Raw genomic sequence first — 19,350 nt, 5'->3', positions numbered from 1 at the left:
TAATCGATTAGACCTCCTACAGCTTTCTATGAATCTTTTTGGACTATTATGCTATATGAAAATATGCACAAAAAATATAACACTTGGAAAATCAATATGATATAATCATTACTCTAATGAGTAAATAAAGAGCTTTTTTAAATATATAAACGACGAAGGGGCTATAGAATGGAACTTACGATCACCAGAGCACTAAGCGAACTCAAAATGTTGGATAAAAGAATCAAGCGGGCCGTAAATGAGAGCACATTCGGAGGTTTGATGATCGGAAAGAAACTGCCGAACGGATTTCGGACAGCCGAAGACTTGGAAACTAGGGCGAAAGCCGATTATCAATCAATTGAAGCCTTAATCAAAAGGCGAAATGCCATTAAGTCTGCCATTGTTGTATCCAACGCGACGACCAAAATCGAAGTGGCCGGAGTCAAGATGACTGTGGCTGAAGCCATCGAAAGAAAAACCTCCATCAGCTACGACATTCAGCTTTTGGATAAGCTGAAAGAAGTGTACGCTGATTTAGTCGACGAGGCCGAGAGCGTCAATCAAAAAGTAACAGAAAGACTAGACAAACATCTGGAGACTCTTTTCGGAAAAGACGGCAAAGTAAAAGCGGCTGAAAACCAGGAAATCGTCAAATCTTTCCTCGCTGAAAATGAAGCAAAAATCATCGATCCGCTGAACCTAAAAGAGAAGATCGATTCCTTGTCAAAAAAGATCGAGGACTTTGAAATGGAAGTTGACTTTGCATTGTCCGAGAGCAATACACTCACCAAAATCAAAATCGATTAACGGCCGATTGTTAGCCAACCGAAAACCGATAAAACTAAACACCTTCCGAGGGAAAGGTGACTCCCTCCTTTTATTTCATCTGCACAGCCAAAGAGACGCTGTGCCAACATTGAGATAAAAGCTCAAAGCTCAACGTTCAGCGTTTACAGCTTAAGTATCAAAGCTCTTAACAGTTCAAAGCTTACGCCTTAAAGTTAAAAGATCGATAAAATCTGGGAGAAACGGCTGCTTGAGCATTTGTTTACCGGCTCAGTCGGTTGCCGCCCAGCAGGTTGGCTAACAATGGATATCAATAACAAAAAAACGTCTATATAGACGTTTTTTTAGTGGATTCGCAAATCAAAGGATGCGCTCAATCTTTCTGTTTGTCCTTTTCTATATGCACCCAAAGATAATAAATCACCCCGCCTGCTAAAATAAACACAATCCCCAAGTACCTTTGTTCTGAGGGAACAAAAAATTGAAATAAAAACGCTAAAATTAAAGCCGGTACCATAATCATGAAGTATTTCTTTTTATCCAACATGTAGAACACCCTTGCATTAGTTTTAGCTAAATATACGATATAGGTGTTGTTTGGTTTCAATTTTTAAAGATTCCGCTCTGATTTATGACAATATGAATCTGGAATAATGACGAAAACCTCAAAGGTCTTTTTCTTTATGCAAAATATAATGGCCGCGGGCAGGCTTTTTAATATCTGGGCGATGTTTCATTAAGCTCTTCATAAATGTCGTCATGTTTTTAATCGGAAAGCCGGTTTCTTTCTCGATTTCAGTTTTGAGCTTAATGCCTTTCAAGCCCTCTTCATAGCGGCTTAAAATGTTTAAGGCAGCCTCGCGCTGTATGGTTGTTTTTGATTGGAAAATAGTATGAGATGGAGTCTTGATGGGCGGATGTTTGTCAGCGGCAATTTGGGATTGTTTTAATTCCTCTGCTGCAGCGCTTGCCAAGTCGATCAATGAAGATTTTTTATTAATTGCGGGATCACTCTCCCGGTCCAATTCACGCAGCTTCGAATAAATGTCCTGTCGTTCTTTTCGCAATTCCCGCATCACCTGAATCTCCGCATCACCTAGCTGTTCAAGTCTCAAACGCAACGCTTCTCTTTCGTCGAACATATCTCCCACATCCTAAAATTAAGATTCCATTATAGTTTATAGGACTTTTTTAACTTTAACAATTTATTTAAAAATAAATTCAAGAAAAGTTCTTTTTATCGTTAAAACGTATATGGAATATAAAGGATGATTACGTTATTGATGTTCTTGTATCAATCGGCATATCCTTCGTCCGTCTCCTCCAAATCATATGATCATATCCTTTCCCCCAATAATCCTTCAGCATATAGTCAGGCTCGCCGAATTTCTTCTTCCATATTTTCTGTGCACCGGGATAACCGCTGTCCAAACAAAATTCCTTCACTCCCCGATTCAGAAAGGTCAATAACATAACGTTGAACAGCAAAGACCCGATTCCGCGTCTTTGATAATCCGGGTGGACAAATACCGTCCCTACCTCATATAAATCCTTTAAAGCCCCATCCGTACAAATATCGATCAATTCGCTTGCAGGGCCATATTCGATTGTACCGATGATTTTATTCAGACGTTGATCTGAAGCGATAAAAAAGTGCCGGCTCTTCCCTTTGCTGTCTAAGTCTGCTTTCAAGTATTGCCTCTTACTTTCAATTTCACTTTCTTGATCATCAAGCAGATCGGATATCCCCTCTTTAGCAAAAGTATCCTCGACCACGATTCTGAAAAACTGATTCAGCTCTTCAACGTCGTCAATTTGCGGCCTTCTGATCTCAATTTCATTCATTTTAAATCACTTCCTTATTCAGTGATTGTCGTTTCATTTATACCACGGAATCTTGGTTAATTTCATTATTTCTGCGTTCTCTTCATCTCCGGTTTTCCACTCCACTTTGACTGATAACGCATGCCCGATGACATCCTCTTCAGGCATAAAATCAAAAGTCGCGATATGATCTTCCATATGGCCTCCGTCATCCATTTCCTCTCCGGTATACTCAGAAAGATCGTATTCTCCTCTATCATCATACTTTTTGCCGTCTATGTATAAGGTGATTGTTTTCACAATCGTTCTTTTCGCATCTTCTTTCGCGCCATCCCAATACAAATTCAAAAAATAATTAGGCCCGATTGACGTTTTATCTGATTTCTCAATCGAAGCATGCCACAGACCGCTTTCCCCCTCTCCTTCATACACCACTTTCTTTCCGAAGATCATTGCACTGACATATCCCCCGCCAATTAAAAGCAGAAATGCGCTGCTGATCATCAGCAGCCGTTTGAGTCCATTTTTGTTTTTCATCATTTCCCCCGCTTTCATCACAATAGTAGTGATGACGGTGAAAAAAGTTACGCAAAAAAGGCGCCATAAACGGCACCTTTTTAAAATCATATTTCCCCGGAGTATTCAGCGCTTTTGACCAATAAATTGAATGACATGAGACAGGCCGTTGTGCCAAGCCCCTTCATGACGAACGACTTCCCCCATAAAAAAGTGGACAATACGCCAATCTGAAAAGGTTTGTAAAAATTCTTCCGGTGTATATAAAAGCTCCGGATCCTGCGGCCCGCCGCTTTTGTAAGGAATTTGGTGCGTCGAATACACTTCCGTCACGAAAAATCCCCCGGGCTTCACGGCTTCTTTTACTCCAAGAAGTGTTTTTCGGCGCAGCTCTTCTGGAAAATGTCCAAAAATACATACAATCTCGTCCCAATGCCCTTGATTCCAAGACGCTTCATTTAAGTCAACAAGCTCCGTCTTCACCGATACATGACGGGTTTCAGCAAGCTTTTTCGTTTTCTCCAACCCTGACTCGGCATAATCCCATGACGTGACGTTCATCCCTTGTTCTGCTAAAAAAACCGCATTGCGCCCCTCGCCTTCTGCAATGGCTAAAGCATCACCCGACAATTGAAGTTTTTTCTGCGAATCTGCCAAAAACGCATTCGGTTCCGTTCCATACACATAGTTCTCATCTTGAAAGCGCTCGTGCCAAAAGTTCATCGTTTTTGTTCTCCTTTTTTGGATGCTTCCATATCAATGGTATTGTGATTCGTCGTTCATAGCCATTGATATACCCGCTTCTTTTAGAATATGCATTTTATTTTCACATCGCAGATAAGGTGTTTTTAAACTCGGCCCCTGTTTTTAGCCTTTAGGATAAATCAATATTTTCTTAATGGGATCTTACCAACAATGCTTTTCAATGAAATCCTATAATGATGTTCAATATCACGTCCAAGTTTTTCGTGTAAAATTTCCATTTTTCCGGTGATGTAATCAAGGTCGAATACATTATATGATTGTTGAGTTTCCCAAATGGTCGTTAGTCGAGCCTTATAATCAAATGGTATCAATGAAATAATGGGTTCGCCCTTTTCATACTCCGTGGTGTGATATCTATACTCCATAACTTTGTTTTTTTCTTGATCTTTTTAATCCACTCATTTAGAGAAACATAAAATTCCAATAAGGCGATATTTTTTTGAAATATGTAATTCATTTATTTTGATTTCAAGTTCTCCCTCTACTCTCATTGCTATGGAAGGGGCTTTTCTCATTTTCATTGGGATATCTGATTCATCAGATGTGAACTTATAAACTTTTGAGATAGTATGTTTAGATCGAAACAAACTGTCTCACCACTCCGCTCACCTTGGCCCAATATTACGGATTAGCCATTTTTCACTCCCCTTTGAACTAATCCTTCTCCTTATCATTTGTTCGCAAATGAACGATAATCAAGACTACGCCTAAAATAAGCAGCACCGGATAAAATAATACAGATGATTGAAAATAAGCTGAAGCTTCATCATTGCCAGCTGCATCAGTTATATCATGAGGAAAAGCAACAGATAACAACCGTAAGATAAATAGCATGACGAGACCAAACAAAACTGAAACAAATCCGGAAACAAAGTACATAAAAAGCCTCCTATATAATGATTTAGCATTCTGGAAATTGCCCGCTTATTAATATTGAAATTACTTATGAATCTGCTTTAATTTTTTTCGGATGAAAGAAATCGTATCTAATGCCAGCTTTTTGCGGCAAAGAACAATTCCGGCATGGCCGCAATTGTAGAGACGTCTTTCGGGCTTCCCCCAGCTTTCCCACAAATCATCAGCATCCTGTATATGAACATATTGATCATGTGCCGCGGAAATCAGCAAAATATTATCTTTATTAACTTTCGGCACAGCCTGGCTGGGATCTGTAATTTCCCAATATGTTTGTAAATCTTCATATGTCACACCGTGCTGTTCCAATTCTTCTCTTATGAATTTACCCGGGATGGTATTCCATATCGCATAAGAAAGACGATTGGCATAAAATATCGATACCACGATGTCGATTTCAGTCTCAAGGGCAGCCAGTAAATTTGTCATCCACCCGCCTAAACTGACGCCCACTATAATAACAGGGCCGTTTTTATTTGCTTTTATCCAGTGAATGAGAGCCCGTAAATCGACGATAGCTTGTCTCGCCGAATCAACCGTACGATTCAAATTCGCGCTTATCATCAATTCTCCGCTGTAAAGTGAATGTTCCGGCTCTCTTTCAAAATGATACGGAAGAGGATAGTAGTACATGTTCCAGCCTAAATCGTTCATGATACGATCATGAAATATCTTTTTTATTCTGTCGTATGAATCCATTCGCCAGCCATGCACAAAAATAACATTAGGCTGATTTATATCATTTTTATTTAAAAAAACCTCGCCTTTTAAAGCATCATTGACAGGGTCCCCGGATGGAATTAAAGATTCATAGCTGAAATGTCCAGCCAAATAGTTTTTTCTTGATTCATGAAGCATAATGGCGACATCAGCCGCTTTTGCTTGATAGAATTCCCCCCTGTCAATCAAATTCAATGAAAAAGCGGAAAAATGTTGATCTTTACTTCTTTTTCTGTGCAAATCATATAAAGCTAAACGATCGATGATCTTTGCAAAAAACACTTTTTGCCCTCCTGAAGATTTTAGTAATAGCGCTTTTATGGACGAGACGTTTGGCCAAAAGAGGAGCTCCTTTAACTTTCACAAACTGCTTTTATATTCTTATCGCTTGCCTCTCGCAACTTCAATATTTTTTGTTAGAGCAACGCCGCTGTTTAAGCCCCTTAATTATACGCCATACAAATTGTTAGGATTAAAGCAATTGGATAAAAAGCTGATGCTAATTTTTGCTTCTTTTCATCAATTTGAATTAAGTTTTTACGAGATAAAAATTTGCAAATCTCGGGTAAGAATATCAAGATAATCTGTGACAAGAAAGACAGCTTTTGCAGTATGGTAAGCGGACTAAACGTAAACCCGAATCCCGCATTTCCACCTATTGTTGACCAATACATAAAAAAGTTAAGGAAAGGTATTATAAAGCAAAATATAAGTCTGTATAGGTTGATATAGTAATCATGTTTTTCAGCATTAATACCTTTGGAAGAAAATCTAAGTCCATAGATGAAAAGAAAAACCGTTCCAAAACTTAATATCGGCTGCTTGATAAAGTTCGCCAAAGCAAAACCTATTAAAAACATAATTTACTCCCTTACATTTCAATCAGTAGTTTAATGACAGACGCCGTTCTAAAATGCCAAACTAATAGCTTAATTTACTGCATAGCGGAAGGATGATGTCTAACACTTCTATTTGTATCCGCCTTTTTAGTAACCAATGGCGACTGCAGTTCATTCATTTTATTGCTTTACGTCCCCCATTATGGCAAGCAGGATGCCGCAAAACATTAATGAGAATGATTTCACAATCAATTGCGGCTCTACTTTGAAATAGGATGAAGCAGGATCGCTCGAGGCCCCAGTTGCCGAATGTATCAGCCTAAGCTTCTATAAAACAAAAAAGTAAATGTATACAGTGAAGTCATCCGCTGCAGCTCTCACACCAATAGTGCAAAGCAACGTAGCTTTTTTAAAGAAGAAAGAAATTGATTTTTATTGAAGAAAAGCGACGAATTGAAATTTTATGTTGATCGTGTAAGTTTAAGAGAAATAGCTGATGCCGCTACGGAAGATAGGCATATAGATTAAATGGGTGTTTTCATTTTGCTCTTTTCCGGAGGTTTGCTCCACTTGAAAATTTTGTTTAAATGTTTATAAACATTCTTACTTTCTTTTGCCATAAATGGTCCTGAAATTGCCAGAATGAGAACATAAAGCGCGGTAAAAGGAGTTAAAATAGGATTTAATCCTGCAGCGACCCCTAAATTTGCTACAATGATAGAAAACTCTCCCCGAGCCATGATGGTTAATCCGATATTACTAGAGGCCTTATGGGATAGCCCCGCTTTCCGTCCAGAAATCATTCCAGCCACAAAATTGCTTATTATCGTAAGTAAAGCTGCCCCTAATGCCAGCCAAATGGCATCTGCTAATGTTGATGGATCAATACTTAATCCAAAGCTGAAAAAGAAAATTGCGCCAAAGAAATCCCTGAATGGAACGACAAGATGTTCAATGCGATCCCGATGCTCGGTCTCAGAAAAAACTAAACCTAACAATAAGGCACCAATCGCTTCTGCCACGTGAAGCGTTTCTGAAAATCCCGCAACAAAAAATAAGATCGAGAATATCACAATGATAAAAATTTCATCTGATTTTATGTTTAACCATTTATTTAATAACGAAGCTCCTTTTCGAGCGATAATAAAGAACAGTAACATATAAGCAACAGAAATAAGTACAGAGGTGAAGATACCGAGAAAGGATGTAGACCCTGCAAGCAAAACTCCTGATACAGTTGTTAAAAATAAAGCCAGAAAGATATCGTCAAATAAAATAATCCCCAGGATGAGCTCTGTTTCTGGATTCGCTGTTCTTTTTAAATCGACAAGAACTTTGGCTACAATCGCACTGGAAGATACACTAAGCAGTCCAGCAATAATGAGTGTTTCCATCCAAGGCATGCCTGCGATTAATCCATACAGGAGACCTAAAATAAAGTTAATGGCTACATAGATACTGCCGCCTACTACGATGTTTTGACCTGATTTGACCAGTTTGCCAACGGAAAATTCAAGCCCTAAATAGAAAAGTAAAAAAAGCACACCTATTCGGCCTAGAAATTGAATAATCTCATTACTTTCGATAAATGTTAAATCGATGATCCCAATCGTCGGAGCATGCGGGCCTACAATCATCCCAAGAATAATTAGAAAGGGGATGATTGAAAACTTTAGTCTATTTGCAACAACAGCCCCAATCGCAACTATAACAAGTGCCGTACCAACTTCAAATACTAAGTGATCCATCTATAATCTCCACTCCTTAGGTTGATAACAGCTTTTTAATTAATTCTTTAATCTGCTGCCTTTCTCCTGAAACAACCAATGTGTCGCCAGCTTCAATAACTGTATCAGATCCCGGATTGTGTGACTTTTTGCTGTTCTTTTTCTTAACAGCAATAACAGTAACTCCAAAGTTATTTCTAATATCAATTTCGCCAATCGTTTTATTTACAGCAGGTGCATTGGGTTCTACTTGATACCATTCAATGATTGTATCGTCAAAGGCAAATTCTACAGTTTCTAAAGCTTTAGGTTTATATGCCATACCTCCTAATATACTTGCAATTTTTCTGGCTTCAGAATCATTAAAAGTAGCACTGACCAAAACCTCTTCATGATCGTCAGCATCAAAATGATAAATTTCTCTGCGGCCGTCATCATGGATTACAATGACCAACTTATCCTGATTTTTTGTAAAGATTTCAAACTTATATCCGATTCCCGGAAGCTCGATTTCCCGAATGTTCATTTAATATTCCTCCTCTGAAAACAATAATGGATATGGATTAGGGCTATTCTAAAGATTGACTTCAATTTTGCTTTCCTTAAATCCAAAGACATCTGAACGACTCAGAAGGGCGAATCGTGAAATCGCCTTCGAAAGCAACCTCCTTCCCTATTGCCCCTTCTTTTTCAAATAATTTTAATATTTATACGTGAAGACAATAAAGAAGGTAAGAATGTTCAATTTTTTTACATATTTTACAAACAAACTCACTCAATATAATTTACACATATTACTTAATTAACCTTCTTGATCCATGTCACTCAATACCATTATAGTATTGTTGTGTAACAATGCAAACGCCAAAGATTATGTAAAAAGCCAACACTTGATTAAAGTTACTTCGCCTCCCTCGGTTTTATACGATTATCTCACAAATGCTCACTTAATCGCTGGATTCCATTTCAATTAACAGGTAGTTTTAGGTAATTGAAGAGGGATTCAGGGAACAGTTGCTTGATAAACTTACTAAAGCTGCATGCAAAAATAACCTGGTTGAATACTTTTTATAATTTAAGCTCAGTATATGATAATCCCCCAAATGCAGTATACATAGTGGATAGTCAGAAATTATGGAAAAATGAACAGAATTGACAAGTTGTAGTCATCTCTTTTTCAAGAGGAACTTTGCATAGAATGCTGAATAAAATATGTAGCTTGTGTTGGAAAATTGCTGTTTTTTAGTACGATCCTGATATTGTACATTGACCAGTGTCTACACCTTTGTTTAAGGTTTTTAATAAACGATTACGACAGACATGACTGAACTTAAGATTTCAAAAAAAGTTTCTCTCCTTTTAAAACCAACATAGCCAATTCTTTTTCTAAAAGGAACCAGCATTCCAATGTTCGGTTATGAAAGTCCTTTTTGGTCTGGACTAAATTTCAATCCGCAAATAATTAGCCGCTGGCTATAAAAACCCATTTCTAATGAACTACCAACGAAAATCCAGACTTTTATGATCGATATGAGCATTTCGGGACCAGTTTAACTAACAAAAAAACCTTGAAAATCCAGGGGGATTTTTTGTAAGTTCATCAATCCGCCCATTCCGTCTATCAATTTCGCCGTTTTCTCTTTCCGAAAATTCGAATAAGTCGGGTTCAAATAGGAATTATTTTGCGGCTCTCTTGTTTATATATTTTTTTCGTGTTTTATTTGTGATTTTTTCATTCTGGTTTTATTTCTTGCTGAGAAGAAAATATCTGTATATTTTATCTTCTCTTACAAATGATATAAGAAATCAATCATTTAAAAGCGAGGTATGTTGTGTATTACTACAAAGAGGAACTTATAAATATCATTAAACCGGACAAGCCAGACCCGGCAGCCGCTAAAGTGTTGCAGGAAATTTTAGGCGGACATTTTGGAGAAATGCGTACGATGATGCAGTTTTTTTTTCAAAGCTCAAATTTCAGGGGAAAACAGAAACAATACCGTGACCTGCTCCGGGGCATTTTCTTAGAGGAAATTGCTCATGTTGAACTGGTACAAAGTACAATTAATGCTTTATTAGATGAATCAGGCGGCGAAGGAGCCGGCAATCAAGGTGCAGATCAGGCTCCCCTCAATGAAGCGATTAAAAATGCTAATCCTCATCATTATATTATCGGGGCGCAAAGCTCTCTTCCCGTTGATGCAGGGGGGAATCCGTGGAATGGATCTTGGGTGTATAACCACGGAAACTTAATTGCCGACCTGCTGGATAACTTGGTTCTTGAGTCGACAGGCGTGCTGCAAAAAACAAGGATCTATGAAATGAGCTCTAATCAGACATTTCGGGAGACCCTTGCTTTTCTTATTGTACGCGACAATGCTCACCAAAATGCGTTTGCCAAAGCCCTTGAGACATTGGGGGTTGACTGGGCGAACCTTTTTCCTGTGCCGAATTACGACATTAATAAATATCCCGAGTGCAGAAAGTTTGTTGAATTAGGCTACCACAATGCCCAGTTTAACTTCAGGTTGGATGAGACAAGAATCGGAGAAATCTATCAAGGAAAATCTCCAAGCCGTAATGGCGGAGAGTTAAAAGTAACAGAGCCTCCCGCAGGATTTCCTGTCCCCGTGCTTCCGGAAATACCGAATGAACATAGTCCCGGGTTAGGCGATATGAATGCCTGATCAGGATGTATGAAAGTGCTCAAGAAATCTCTTGAGCACCTTTAATTTTGATTGATTATGCTATGATATAGAGATGAATATTTCATCGACATCTCAATCCTAAATGTGGTAAAATCGATGCCGATGTTAACCATAAAAAGGAGAATTATGTGTATATGAGTATTATTATTTTAGCATCCATGCTTTTTTGGGGTGCATTAATTTATGAACTAAGTAAATCTTCAAAAAAGCAAAACAACCGAAAAATTGTATCTTTGATATCTTTGGGCTCTTTATCAACTTTAGTTATTACTATTTCGCTTTTTCAAAAACTTCCGTTTTAATTTGTTTATTACTAAATCCTTCGTATTAAATTATTCATTATTATGCTTTTTCCATGAAACAAAAGAGATTAAAGTAGTTTCAAGTGAAAATAGAGACGCTATTACAGTAATATCACTATTTTTAAGGAGTCACTTGGATGTTTATAAAATATAAGAATACGATTTACTGGAACTTTTTGAGAGTGAGCCAGCCAGTATAGCTGATGATCCAGAGGCTGGCGAATTTATTTATACTTATAAAGATAATCAAAACTTCAAGTTAATCTTGACGCTGGATGTTTATCAACTAACTTGCAGCCTGGATATAACCTATAAAGATTTCGCGGTATTTACAGGTGTTTTTCAAAACGTAACTAGCATTAAGAAAGTTGAAAATTTCATGGTTGTAAGTATTGGAGAAGAAGAGAGAATAAAAGTAAAATTCACTAAGCAAGTTGGAGTAGAATTACTTTAAGCTTTTAAGTTGTGTTGAAAAATAACTTTCTTGGCGGGATAAGATTGCATTTATCGAGTGCTGTTATTTATCTTCGTCTTTCTTTAGACTCTCCTTTGTAAAAACTTATAAAAACGTCTTTAACTTAATAAAACGATATCTCCTCATAGTCAATATCATTGATGAGCTGTCCAATCGTTGCAATGCGCTCATCTTCTAATTGTTTAATAAATTTCATATAATATGTTTCCCACTCGCTCTTTGCTTCAGAGCAGTCAGCAACAATGTCAATGAAATTGAGGATTCCCCCTCTTAATTCTTCATAAAATACAATTTTCGCAAAAATGGCCAATTCAAAATTCCCAAACGTAGCAAAAAGTGCGTTATATTCGTCGTCAAACAGACATCCCGAATTTAGCAAATCCAAATAATCATGCAGTGAAACAAAATGATCGCGGATCAGCGATATTTTTTCTGCTGTGTTTTTTCTTTCCATGATGCAATCCACCAATTTCCGCATTTCAATATCACTCATGCGATCATTTTCATTTAACATTAACGCTATTGGTTTTTCTCTCTCTTCAATTTCTCTGATGATCAACATTTTGAAGCCATCAATTCCGCAGCGTTATTTACCCTTTGAATACATTCATTGCGATACAAATTGATATAATCAGTAATCGTTTGATCTGTCTTTAAATCCCGCTGTAACCGATCAAATGCTTCGTTAATCAAGTTTGCCCTTTTATCAGCATGGCAATCACTTAACAACCGACTCAACCTGTCATATTGAACTTCAGAAATTCTGACTTGATTGGCTTCGCCCCCGGATAGCAGTGAAAAAACAGCATTGTTTATCATTAACTCAAAAATATTAAAAAGTTCTATGCGATAATTAAAGCGGCATATTCTCCCGAAGTTTGTCAAGATATACATTAGATCGTGATGGTTAAAAAAGTGACAGAATCTCGTTTCTATCAGCAGTCGCTCTAAATACTGTTTAATATAAAAAACACCTTGCAGTTCCATGTTGTCAATAGCTAAAGGATAGTCAATGCTCGCCATCGTATTTTGAGCTTCAAAAATAATATTATAATGATTCATAAATACAGGTAACGATTCGTCAATGGTTAAATTATAAGCATCAACAGGCACATCTAACTTTAATTTTTTTACGTCTTGATACAATTGTTTAGCTTCTTCAAAATAACAGTGAAGTAATTCGACACCTTTGGTATATATTTTTTTTATACTATCAGAACGTAAATGTACGATAACCTCTTCAGGTTTCTCAAAATGGAGAGCATAAGCATCTATTGCATACATGAGGGAAACCATAATCCCTTCCGCCGTTTCTGTAGTAACCGACGTACTTTCCCCTTTGGTATACTGGCCTATCAATCGTTGCAGGATTTGCATAATCTCTACCTGTATCTTGTAAGCTTTTTCGCTGGTAATAACTCCAACCCTTTGGCCTTCTTTTAGAAGCGACAACATAAATTGGCTTTGCTTTAACTTTGATTTATCAATCGTAAAATTTGAAACCAAATCATAGCGATTTAAAGTATTTTCTTTTCCCATGTTATTCATCACCTTTATATAAAGACTCACTTCTCATCGTATTTCTTCTGAAACTCTCCGCGAGTTCCTCCATTTTACTTCTTAATAACTCTAAAGACCCCGCAGAAGGTCCGTTAAAACACTCCATCATCTGATGAATCAGTTTCATGTCACCTATCTTATCTTCTGTTTCATTTCTGAGATAATAAAAAATCTCCTGAAGCTCGATTAACGTTTCGACATCATGATCCTCATCCATATAGGGTGAAGCAGCAAACACCTCAATTAATTCCTTTAGTACTTCAATCCCCAGCTCTATACGTCCATGATCATGAAGCACTTTATTTCTATAAACGATTAATGTTTTGATATCGCTGGGTGTTAAGATCAAGCCATGCTCTTTTGTTTTTTCATTTAATTCAAGCAGTTCCATCATAGGTTTTGATTGAGGGGATAATTGAATGGAATTCAAAAAACGAGATAAGTTCATAACCTCTCTTCCTTTCAAAAGCATCTTTTTTTAAAAAAACATTGACTTTTTATATCTTGTGTGTTATGATAAAATTAGGTGTTTTTTTATAACAATAATTAATTTATTCTATTTACTTACATATGTCAATAGTTGTTTTTCAGCAGCATTGTTTCTTTCCCTCTTAAATCAGCTTTTTATTCCTCAAGACCAATTTAATTTCCCTTCAACTCAACAGATTTCGTTCAAAATTTTTATCTGCTTATACTTCATTCTATTAATTGTTGTGTAATTTAACTTTTCTATTTTTTGTCTTAGACCCGTAAATACCATCAGTGACGGTCCCGCCGCTTTCTGACCGTATTGCCGTCAATACCTTGCTCTCTTAGGGCTAAAGAACAGCCAACGTTTCCTGAACCTGACGTACAGCCGCTCCTTTCATTTCATGCGTTTGTCACTTTAAAGATGCCGACCAACAGTGTGTTGGATGATTTCTTTCCATTTGTACTAACTTTTTTCAAACTAAAAAGGCTGCAGCTTGCAACCTCATTTTGTTAACCTTTTTGTTTCAATGCCTCTTTCTGTTCTGGATATGATAGGTTTTCATTTCATTTTCGACAACAAAAGAAATAAAGACATTTCAATAAGGAACTCATACTAGAGAGTAAGTGAATGCCAGTGTTCATAGTGAGAACTCCGAAGGAACTATAATGTCCGAGTTGAAAACAAACGGTTTTGTTCTTCAGTCAAAGAATGAAATAAAGATGCTTATTTCATCGACATCTCAATCCTAAATGTGGTAAAATCGATGACAATGTTAACCATAAAAAGGAGGATTATGTGTATATGAGTATTATTATTTTGGCATCCATACTTTTATGGAGTGCATTAATCTATGAATTAAGTAAATCTCCAAAAAAGCAAAACAACCGAAAAATTGTATCTTTGATATCTTTGGGCTCTTTATCAACTTTAGTTATTACTATTTCGCTTTTTCAAAACCTCCCGTTTTAAAAATTGTTTATAACTAAATCGATCGTATATGTCGTCGGTGTGGTATTGTTATAAAAAAAAACCCTTCTTGCAAGAAGGGTTTTTTATTCATTATTCTCTTCTTTATTATCCAATTCTCGAAAATCCTCAATCATTGATCGAATATCTTCAACAAATTCTTTCTCTGTATATTGACCACCCGCGTGTTTTAGATTATCCAGTTTTCCGCAAATAACCTTAAGGGTTCCCTTTGCGTGCTCTTCTTTAAGGCCGTTTACTTTGTTTATCATCTTATCCAACTCAAACATTTAATAGTTTCCCCTTCGCTTATTGTTCCCCTAAATATAACATATTCATTCCAATCAGTATTTGGTCACTTTTGCCGCGTCATTCCAAGCTGACCACACTTTTCGCCTAACACACGTGGTTTTACTCTTGGAATTCAGGTACAGACATGAAATATATTAAGAAAAGCAGATGATGTTTACTCCCAATATCAGTAAGAAACTTGACCAAGATAGAATCGAAGATTACGAAGGTTATGTCTCATCGATTATGGAGTTAGATTGAAACTTCAAATTTTTTTGGTCATATTTTGGTCACCCAATCTTTTGACCAAAATTCAACCCCCCCTGGCACCACTGGTGCCAGGGGGGGTTCCTAGATTAATACTGAGACATATACTGCTCACGCTCCCAAGGATGGACTTGTGTGCGGAACATATCCCATTCGATTTCTTTTGCTTCGACGAAGTGTTCGAATAGATGGTCGCCGAGGGCTTTGACCATGACTTCGTTTGATTTGAATTCTTCGAGAGCGTCTGCGAGTGTCGCAGGAAGGTCGACGATTCCGTTTTCGAGGCGCTCTTCTTTTGTCATCACATAGATGTTGCGGTCGATCGGAGCCGGTGCTTCGAGCTTGTTTTTGATGCCGTCAAGTCCTGCTACAAACTGTATACTCAAGTCTATAGTTATCACGAAAAAATTCCTCTTTTGACAGGTGAAGATGTTACAAACGTCTCCTTTTCTATTATAAACATTTTTGGTAAAATCAAGTTGTTGGTTAAAGAATTCAAAATGTGGGAGTGACCAGCAATGCTTTTGTTTTTTGGTAAGTTTATCTTGCTCTATTTGCTTTGTTCAGTTGCATACGCCTTTTTCAACGTGCTGTATTACAATATCGGCAAAAAATTTGTTTCAAAGACGGTCGATGGTACAAAATTGAATTGGGCTTTAAATGTTTTTGTTAAAAACGGCACCAAAATGGATAGTAGTGATTACTTTATTATGGCTGTCTTAGCGGCTTTATTGGCGATTTACTTATAAAAAAGCTCCTGGAACTAATCCAGGAGTTATTTTTATTTTGTTGGATATCCATTATTTTCACAGAAGGCTTTAATCTTCTTATGTTTTTTTGAAAACTTTTTGCATGCTTCTTTAATCCCATGTGTGTAAATGTCTTTTAAGAACTTTTGAGCAACACCAGCTAATCCCACAGCTGTTAAAATTGCAATTAACTCTTGCAACGAAATATATACAACCCATGGTAACGCAGGCACAAACATAGGCTTGATTTGATTATCGCCTTTTACCGCAACCTGTTTCCCTTCCTCTAAAAATTTCACTTGTTCTGTTGGCAAGTTTTCATAAAACATCGCCATATTTGTTACTTGATCTACAGAAAAACCAATTTGGAGTGCTTTTTGACGGTCTACAGAATATGTAAAATCATCATTGGTTTTCAATGCTTCTTTTACAAACTTTTTCGCTTTTTCCATGACTTTTTCATCAACATTTTGCACAACATCGCTAACTTCTTGATGATTGATCAAACTTTCTGTTGCATTTTTTGCCTGTACCGTAGCCGCTGGCGTAGTCAATACTACTGTGGTTAGGAGTGCAAATACTGAAAAAACCATTAACACCCTAGCCTTCATACTTTTCATACCAAAAACAACCTCCTATAGTTTATATTTACAAGTAATATATTAACATATAAACCAACTATATGGAAAATTTCCTTTTGAAAATTTTACGAACTTTTAATTTTCTATCCGATAAAAGATTAGTATAAGAAGGTTCTCGAGATAGAGGACCTTGTCTTCGCTGCAATAATGATTCAAGTTTGTTTTGCTTTCGTTTTCGGCCCATAAATACCATCCGCAGACAGCCCGTACATCAGCTGGAACCGTTTGTCCACGTTCTCCGTTTTCGGCCCGTAATAGCCATCTATGCCATTATTCTTTGCTCCTATATCCGGATAGAAATAGAGGGTAGCCAACGCATCCTGAATCTGCCGGACGACCGTCCCTTTCATCAGTGGTCTTTTCACCTTATAGATGCCAGACGGCAGCGGGTAGGATGATTTTTTGCCGTTTGAGGAAGGCTTTTTCTTTTTCGCTTCAATAGCTACGAGCGCTTTTTCTGTAGCCGGTCCGTAAATTCCATCCAACGCGATACCCGCCTTCTTTTGCAGAGCTTTAACAGCTTGCACAGATTCATCCCCTTAAGACCCATCGGCCCCGTATTTCGGCAGAAAGAAGCCAGCGGCATTCAAGCGTTTCTGCAGCGACTTGACCTTGGAACCGGACGACCCTTTTTTCCAGAATGGTCCCTGTGGATTTGCTTGACTGGCTCGTAGATGATGTTGTCTTTGACACAGTTTTATTCCCAAACAGAGCATTAACTTTTTTCCTGAATGCCGCCAGATGGCTTGAATCGCTTACCGACGGAGCCGGACAGGATCGACATGGATTCAATGAATAGATATAAGAGTATATCTCCACGATAATGGAGTAATTTTTTTATTGATTTTTTGTGGGTGATTTGTGGGTGATTAATGTTCCCTCTTAAAATATTAAAAATACCCACAAAAACAAAAAACCCCCTGACACCACTGGTGCCAAGGGATTCCTAGATTAATACTGAGACATATACTGCTCACGCTCCCAAGGATGGACTTGTGTGCGGAACATATCCCATTCGATTTCTTTTGCTTCGACGAAGTGTTCGAATAGATGGTCGCCGAGGGCTTTGACCATGACTTCGTTTGATTTGAATTCTTCGAGAGCGTCTGCGAGTGTCGCAGGAAGGTCGACGATTCCGTTTTCGAGGCGCTCTTCTTTTGTCATGACATAGATGTTGCGGTCGATCGGAGCCGGTGCTTCAAGCTTGTTTTTGATGCCGTCAAGTCCTGCTGCAAGAAGTACGCTCAAAGCAAGGTACGGGTTCGCAGAAGGGTCTACGCTTCTGACTTCTACGCGCGTGCTGATGCCGCGGGAAGCCGGGATACGGATCAATGGGCTTCTGTTTTGCGCGCTCCATGCCACATAGCAAGGTGCTTCATAGCCTGGAACTAGGCGCTTGTAAGAGTTGACAGTCGGGTTTGTCACAGCTGTAAAGCTTGTTGCGTGCTTGACGATGCCGGCGATGAATTGCTTTGCCGTTTCACTCAGCTGAAGGTCAGTGTCTTTGTCAAAGAAAGCGTTGGCTCCGTTTCGGAAGAGTGATAGATTGCAGTGCATGCCTGATCCGTTTACGCCGAACAACGGTTTTGGCATGAATGTTGCGTGCAGGCCATGTTTGCGCGCGATTGTTTTAACGACGAGCTTGAACGTTTGGATATCATCGCAAGCGCGGATGGCTCCAGCGTATTTAAAGTCGATCTCGTGCTGTCCAGGTGCAACTTCGTGGTGAGACGCTTCGATTTCAAAACCCATTTCTTCGAGCTCAAGTACGATGTCGCGGCGGCAGTTTTCGCCAAGGTCAGTCGGCGCAAGGTCGAAGTATCCGCCTTTGTCGTTCAGTTCAAGGGTAGGCTCGCCTTTTTCGTCAAGCTTGAACAGGAAGAATTCCGGCTCCGGTCCAAGATTGAAATCTGAGAAGCCCATGTCTTCCATTTCTTTCAAAATGCGCTTCAAGTTGTTGCGCGGATCGCCTTGAAACGGCGTGCCGTCCGGATTATAAATATCGCAGATGAAGCGGGCTACTTTACCTTTTTCGGCGGTCCACGGGAAAATCACAAATGTATCTAAATCAGGGTACAAGTACATATCGGATTCTTCAATGCGGACGAATCCTTCGATTGAAGAGCCGTCGAACATAACCTTATTATCAAGTGCTTTTTCCAGCTGGCTCACAGGAATTTCAACGTTTTTAATCGTTCCAAGAATGTCTGTAAACTGAAGGCGAATATATTTTACATTCTCCTCATTTACTAGTTTAACAATATCGTCTCTTGTATACTTTGCCATTCGTAAAACTCCTCCTCTAAAAGGTAAATGTATATAGCAATGCAGTTGCTAACAAATTAATGAAAAAACCTGGACATGTCTCCCTGGCGGAATGTCGTCCCTCTTTGGAAACGGCCTGCTTGGATAAGCTCGTTTTTCAGCAGTTTTCTCAGTTCTTCATCCGACAAGTTGTGTTTCTCTGCTTTTTTCGGCTTGTCTTGTTTGTCTTCTTTTTGTTCGTTTTCTGTTTTGGCGAAAATTTGTTTGATCCCCGCCATGTTTACACCTTGTTCGATCAAATCTTTAATTTCGAGCAGCTTATCTACATCATGGAATGAAAATAAACGTCTGTTCCCTTCACTTCTTGCAGGAAATACCAGTCCATTTTCCTCATAATACCGAATTTGTCTTGCGGACAGTTCGGTCAGCTGCATGACGATACCTATCGGAAATAAGGGCATTGAGCGGCGAATTTTATCACTCATCTCAATTTCCTCCTTTTCTTATATAAATTTATTATATTTGATGTTATATAATGTGTCAACATGATGTAAGGATTCTTTACGTGAAAATATTCTTT

23 protein-coding genes and 2 pseudogenes are annotated in these 19,350 nt (G+C 38.1%); 4 read left to right on the top strand and 21 right to left on the bottom strand.

The features are described from left to right. Nucleotides 1-168 precede the first annotated feature (168 nt). Complete coding sequence (locus tag ACH97_RS18220; protein ID WP_020451570.1) at nucleotides 169-789, top strand: hypothetical protein; 621 nt, start codon at nucleotides 169-171, stop codon at nucleotides 787-789. A gap of 352 nt (nucleotides 790-1,141) precedes the next feature. On the opposite strand, the gene ACH97_RS23845 is transcribed toward ACH97_RS18220, so the two are convergent. From ACH97_RS23845 to ACH97_RS18170, 12 genes are all read right to left on the bottom strand, one after another. After that, entirely contained in the window at nucleotides 1,142-1,315 is a 174-nt protein-coding gene (locus tag ACH97_RS23845; protein ID WP_020451569.1) for a hypothetical protein, read from the bottom strand. 118 nt (nucleotides 1,316-1,433) lie between these two features. Beyond that, a complete protein-coding gene (locus ACH97_RS18215) occupies nucleotides 1,434-1,910 on the bottom strand; it encodes a Rok-like winged helix domain-containing protein (protein ID WP_020451568.1) in 477 nt (158 codons plus the stop codon). A gap of 130 nt (nucleotides 1,911-2,040) precedes the next feature. Further along, on the bottom strand, nucleotides 2,041-2,613 hold the full coding sequence (locus tag ACH97_RS18210; protein ID WP_020451567.1) for a GNAT family N-acetyltransferase: 573 nt from the start codon (nucleotides 2,611-2,613) through the stop codon (nucleotides 2,041-2,043). A 33-nt stretch (nucleotides 2,614-2,646) separates the two neighbouring features. Beyond that, complete coding sequence (locus ACH97_RS18205) at nucleotides 2,647-3,129, bottom strand: DUF4944 domain-containing protein (protein ID WP_020451566.1); 483 nt, start codon at nucleotides 3,127-3,129, stop codon at nucleotides 2,647-2,649. 105 nt (nucleotides 3,130-3,234) lie between these two features. Then, nucleotides 3,235-3,831 (bottom strand): SAM-dependent methyltransferase, encoded by a 597-nt coding sequence (locus ACH97_RS18200; RefSeq protein ID WP_020451565.1) that lies wholly within the window; start codon nucleotides 3,829-3,831, stop codon nucleotides 3,235-3,237. Nucleotides 3,832-3,992: 161 nt separating this feature from the next. Further along, nucleotides 3,993-4,238: a DUF7878 domain-containing protein gene (locus ACH97_RS24580; protein ID WP_436231765.1), complete on the bottom strand. Its 246-nt coding sequence runs from the start codon at nucleotides 4,236-4,238 to the stop codon at nucleotides 3,993-3,995. Then, nucleotides 4,181-4,330, bottom strand: coding sequence for a DUF7878 domain-containing protein (locus ACH97_RS24575; RefSeq protein WP_465038449.1), 150 nt, complete (start codon nucleotides 4,328-4,330; stop codon nucleotides 4,181-4,183). The genes ACH97_RS24580 and ACH97_RS24575 overlap by 58 nt, the downstream gene beginning before the upstream one ends. A gap of 197 nt (nucleotides 4,331-4,527) precedes the next feature. After that, on the bottom strand, nucleotides 4,528-4,752 hold the full coding sequence (locus ACH97_RS18190) for a hypothetical protein (protein ID WP_020451564.1): 225 nt from the start codon (nucleotides 4,750-4,752) through the stop codon (nucleotides 4,528-4,530). A 60-nt stretch (nucleotides 4,753-4,812) separates the two neighbouring features. Then, a complete protein-coding gene (locus tag ACH97_RS18185) occupies nucleotides 4,813-5,790 on the bottom strand; it encodes an alpha/beta hydrolase family protein (RefSeq protein WP_020451563.1) in 978 nt (325 codons plus the stop codon). A gap of 161 nt (nucleotides 5,791-5,951) precedes the next feature. After that, a complete protein-coding gene (locus ACH97_RS18180; protein ID WP_020451562.1) occupies nucleotides 5,952-6,368 on the bottom strand; it encodes a hypothetical protein in 417 nt (138 codons plus the stop codon). A gap of 503 nt (nucleotides 6,369-6,871) precedes the next feature. Continuing rightward, nucleotides 6,872-8,095, bottom strand: a complete 1,224-nt coding sequence (locus ACH97_RS18175) for a cation:proton antiporter (protein WP_020451561.1) — start codon at nucleotides 8,093-8,095, stop codon at nucleotides 6,872-6,874. 16 nt (nucleotides 8,096-8,111) lie between these two features. Continuing rightward, nucleotides 8,112-8,600, bottom strand: a complete 489-nt coding sequence (locus ACH97_RS18170) for a cation:proton antiporter regulatory subunit (protein WP_020451560.1) — start codon at nucleotides 8,598-8,600, stop codon at nucleotides 8,112-8,114. Between the two features lie 1,306 nt (nucleotides 8,601-9,906). Between ACH97_RS18170 and ACH97_RS18165 the strand changes: the two genes are divergently transcribed. After that, on the top strand, nucleotides 9,907-10,761 hold the full coding sequence (locus ACH97_RS18165) for a manganese catalase family protein (RefSeq protein ID WP_020451558.1): 855 nt from the start codon (nucleotides 9,907-9,909) through the stop codon (nucleotides 10,759-10,761). A 460-nt stretch (nucleotides 10,762-11,221) separates the two neighbouring features. Continuing rightward, nucleotides 11,222-11,538: pseudogene (locus ACH97_RS24115) on the top strand (hypothetical protein). A gap of 124 nt (nucleotides 11,539-11,662) precedes the next feature. Here ACH97_RS24115 and ACH97_RS24110 read toward each other — a convergent pair. The 5 genes and pseudogenes from ACH97_RS24110 to ACH97_RS23515 all read right to left on the bottom strand — a co-directional run. Further along, nucleotides 11,663-12,121 carry a hypothetical protein gene (locus tag ACH97_RS24110; protein ID WP_228119632.1) on the bottom strand — a complete coding sequence of 153 codons (459 nt, stop codon included), beginning with the start codon at nucleotides 12,119-12,121 and terminating at the stop codon, nucleotides 11,663-11,665. After that, complete coding sequence (locus ACH97_RS18160; RefSeq protein WP_228119633.1) at nucleotides 12,115-13,098, bottom strand: DUF6179 domain-containing protein; 984 nt, start codon at nucleotides 13,096-13,098, stop codon at nucleotides 12,115-12,117. The genes ACH97_RS24110 and ACH97_RS18160 overlap by 7 nt, the downstream gene beginning before the upstream one ends. A 1-nt stretch (nucleotide 13,099) precedes the next feature. Next, nucleotides 13,100-13,567: a DUF6323 family protein gene (locus ACH97_RS18155; protein WP_020451555.1), complete on the bottom strand. Its 468-nt coding sequence runs from the start codon at nucleotides 13,565-13,567 to the stop codon at nucleotides 13,100-13,102. A gap of 1,076 nt (nucleotides 13,568-14,643) precedes the next feature. Beyond that, a complete protein-coding gene (locus ACH97_RS18150) occupies nucleotides 14,644-14,847 on the bottom strand; it encodes a hypothetical protein (protein ID WP_020451553.1) in 204 nt (67 codons plus the stop codon). Nucleotides 14,848-15,204: 357 nt separating this feature from the next. Beyond that, nucleotides 15,205-15,501 (bottom strand): annotated as a pseudogene (locus tag ACH97_RS23515) (type I glutamate--ammonia ligase); the annotation flags it as partial. Nucleotides 15,502-15,633: 132 nt separating this feature from the next. Between ACH97_RS23515 and ACH97_RS18140 the strand changes: the two are divergent. After that, nucleotides 15,634-15,864 (top strand): hypothetical protein, encoded by a 231-nt coding sequence (locus tag ACH97_RS18140; protein WP_009327761.1) that lies wholly within the window; start codon nucleotides 15,634-15,636, stop codon nucleotides 15,862-15,864. 32 nt (nucleotides 15,865-15,896) lie between these two features. Here the strand turns inward: ACH97_RS18140 and ACH97_RS18135 are convergent, their stop codons facing one another. The 4 genes from ACH97_RS18135 to ACH97_RS18120 form a co-directional block, all read right to left on the bottom strand. Beyond that, nucleotides 15,897-16,484 carry a hypothetical protein gene (locus ACH97_RS18135; RefSeq protein WP_020451551.1) on the bottom strand — a complete coding sequence of 196 codons (588 nt, stop codon included), beginning with the start codon at nucleotides 16,482-16,484 and terminating at the stop codon, nucleotides 15,897-15,899. A 173-nt stretch (nucleotides 16,485-16,657) separates the two neighbouring features. After that, a complete protein-coding gene (locus tag ACH97_RS24530) occupies nucleotides 16,658-17,014 on the bottom strand; it encodes a peptidoglycan-binding domain-containing protein (RefSeq protein ID WP_426523434.1) in 357 nt (118 codons plus the stop codon). A 442-nt stretch (nucleotides 17,015-17,456) separates the two neighbouring features. Further along, entirely contained in the window at nucleotides 17,457-18,791 is a 1,335-nt protein-coding gene (glnA, locus tag ACH97_RS18125; RefSeq protein ID WP_020451550.1) for a type I glutamate--ammonia ligase, read from the bottom strand. A 56-nt stretch (nucleotides 18,792-18,847) separates the two neighbouring features. Continuing rightward, nucleotides 18,848-19,255, bottom strand: coding sequence for a MerR family transcriptional regulator (locus ACH97_RS18120; RefSeq protein WP_003182143.1), 408 nt, complete (start codon nucleotides 19,253-19,255; stop codon nucleotides 18,848-18,850). Nucleotides 19,256-19,350: the final 95 nt, after the last annotated feature.

The organism is Bacillus paralicheniformis, assembly GCF_001042485.2.
Taxonomy (GTDB): domain Bacteria; phylum Bacillota; class Bacilli; order Bacillales; family Bacillaceae; genus Bacillus; species Bacillus paralicheniformis.
Note: the sequence above shows the minus strand (reverse complement) of the source record. Positions and strands in the feature narration are given on the sequence as shown.

What these genes read in the sequence shown, in the direction of transcription:
- ACH97_RS18220 (WP_020451570.1), top strand. Translation starts at nt 169, where the DNA reads ATGGAACTTACGATCACCAGAGCACTAAGCGAACTCAAAATGTTGGAT.
- ACH97_RS23845 (WP_020451569.1), bottom strand. Translation starts at nt 1,315, where the DNA reads ATGTTGGATAAAAAGAAATACTTCATGATTATGGTACCGGCTTTAATT.
- ACH97_RS18215 (WP_020451568.1), bottom strand. Translation starts at nt 1,910, where the DNA reads ATGTTCGACGAAAGAGAAGCGTTGCGTTTGAGACTTGAACAGCTAGGT.
- ACH97_RS18210 (WP_020451567.1), bottom strand. Translation starts at nt 2,613, where the DNA reads ATGAATGAAATTGAGATCAGAAGGCCGCAAATTGACGACGTTGAAGAG.
- ACH97_RS18205 (WP_020451566.1), bottom strand. Translation starts at nt 3,129, where the DNA reads ATGAAAAACAAAAATGGACTCAAACGGCTGCTGATGATCAGCAGCGCA.
- ACH97_RS18200 (WP_020451565.1), bottom strand. Translation starts at nt 3,831, where the DNA reads ATGAACTTTTGGCACGAGCGCTTTCAAGATGAGAACTATGTGTATGGA.
- ACH97_RS24580 (WP_436231765.1), bottom strand. Translation starts at nt 4,238, where the DNA reads ATGGAGTATAGATATCACACCACGGAGTATGAAAAGGGCGAACCCATT.
- ACH97_RS24575 (WP_465038449.1), bottom strand. Translation starts at nt 4,330, where the DNA reads ATGAATTACATATTTCAAAAAAATATCGCCTTATTGGAATTTTATGTT.
- ACH97_RS18190 (WP_020451564.1), bottom strand. Translation starts at nt 4,752, where the DNA reads ATGTACTTTGTTTCCGGATTTGTTTCAGTTTTGTTTGGTCTCGTCATG.
- ACH97_RS18180 (WP_020451562.1), bottom strand. Translation starts at nt 6,368, where the DNA reads ATGTTTTTAATAGGTTTTGCTTTGGCGAACTTTATCAAGCAGCCGATA.
- ACH97_RS18175 (WP_020451561.1), bottom strand. Translation starts at nt 8,095, where the DNA reads ATGGATCACTTAGTATTTGAAGTTGGTACGGCACTTGTTATAGTTGCG.
- ACH97_RS18170 (WP_020451560.1), bottom strand. Translation starts at nt 8,600, where the DNA reads ATGAACATTCGGGAAATCGAGCTTCCGGGAATCGGATATAAGTTTGAA.
- ACH97_RS24110 (WP_228119632.1), bottom strand. Translation starts at nt 12,121, where the DNA reads ATGTTGATCATCAGAGAAATTGAAGAGAGAGAAAAACCAATAGCGTTA.
- ACH97_RS18160 (WP_228119633.1), bottom strand. Translation starts at nt 13,098, where the DNA reads ATGGGAAAAGAAAATACTTTAAATCGCTATGATTTGGTTTCAAATTTT.
- ACH97_RS18155 (WP_020451555.1), bottom strand. Translation starts at nt 13,567, where the DNA reads ATGAACTTATCTCGTTTTTTGAATTCCATTCAATTATCCCCTCAATCA.
- ACH97_RS18150 (WP_020451553.1), bottom strand. Translation starts at nt 14,847, where the DNA reads ATGTTTGAGTTGGATAAGATGATAAACAAAGTAAACGGCCTTAAAGAA.
- ACH97_RS18140 (WP_009327761.1), top strand. Translation starts at nt 15,634, where the DNA reads ATGCTTTTGTTTTTTGGTAAGTTTATCTTGCTCTATTTGCTTTGTTCA.
- ACH97_RS18135 (WP_020451551.1), bottom strand. Translation starts at nt 16,484, where the DNA reads ATGAAAAGTATGAAGGCTAGGGTGTTAATGGTTTTTTCAGTATTTGCA.
- glnA (WP_020451550.1), bottom strand. Translation starts at nt 18,791, where the DNA reads ATGGCAAAGTATACAAGAGACGATATTGTTAAACTAGTAAATGAGGAG.
- ACH97_RS18120 (WP_003182143.1), bottom strand. Translation starts at nt 19,255, where the DNA reads ATGAGTGATAAAATTCGCCGCTCAATGCCCTTATTTCCGATAGGTATC.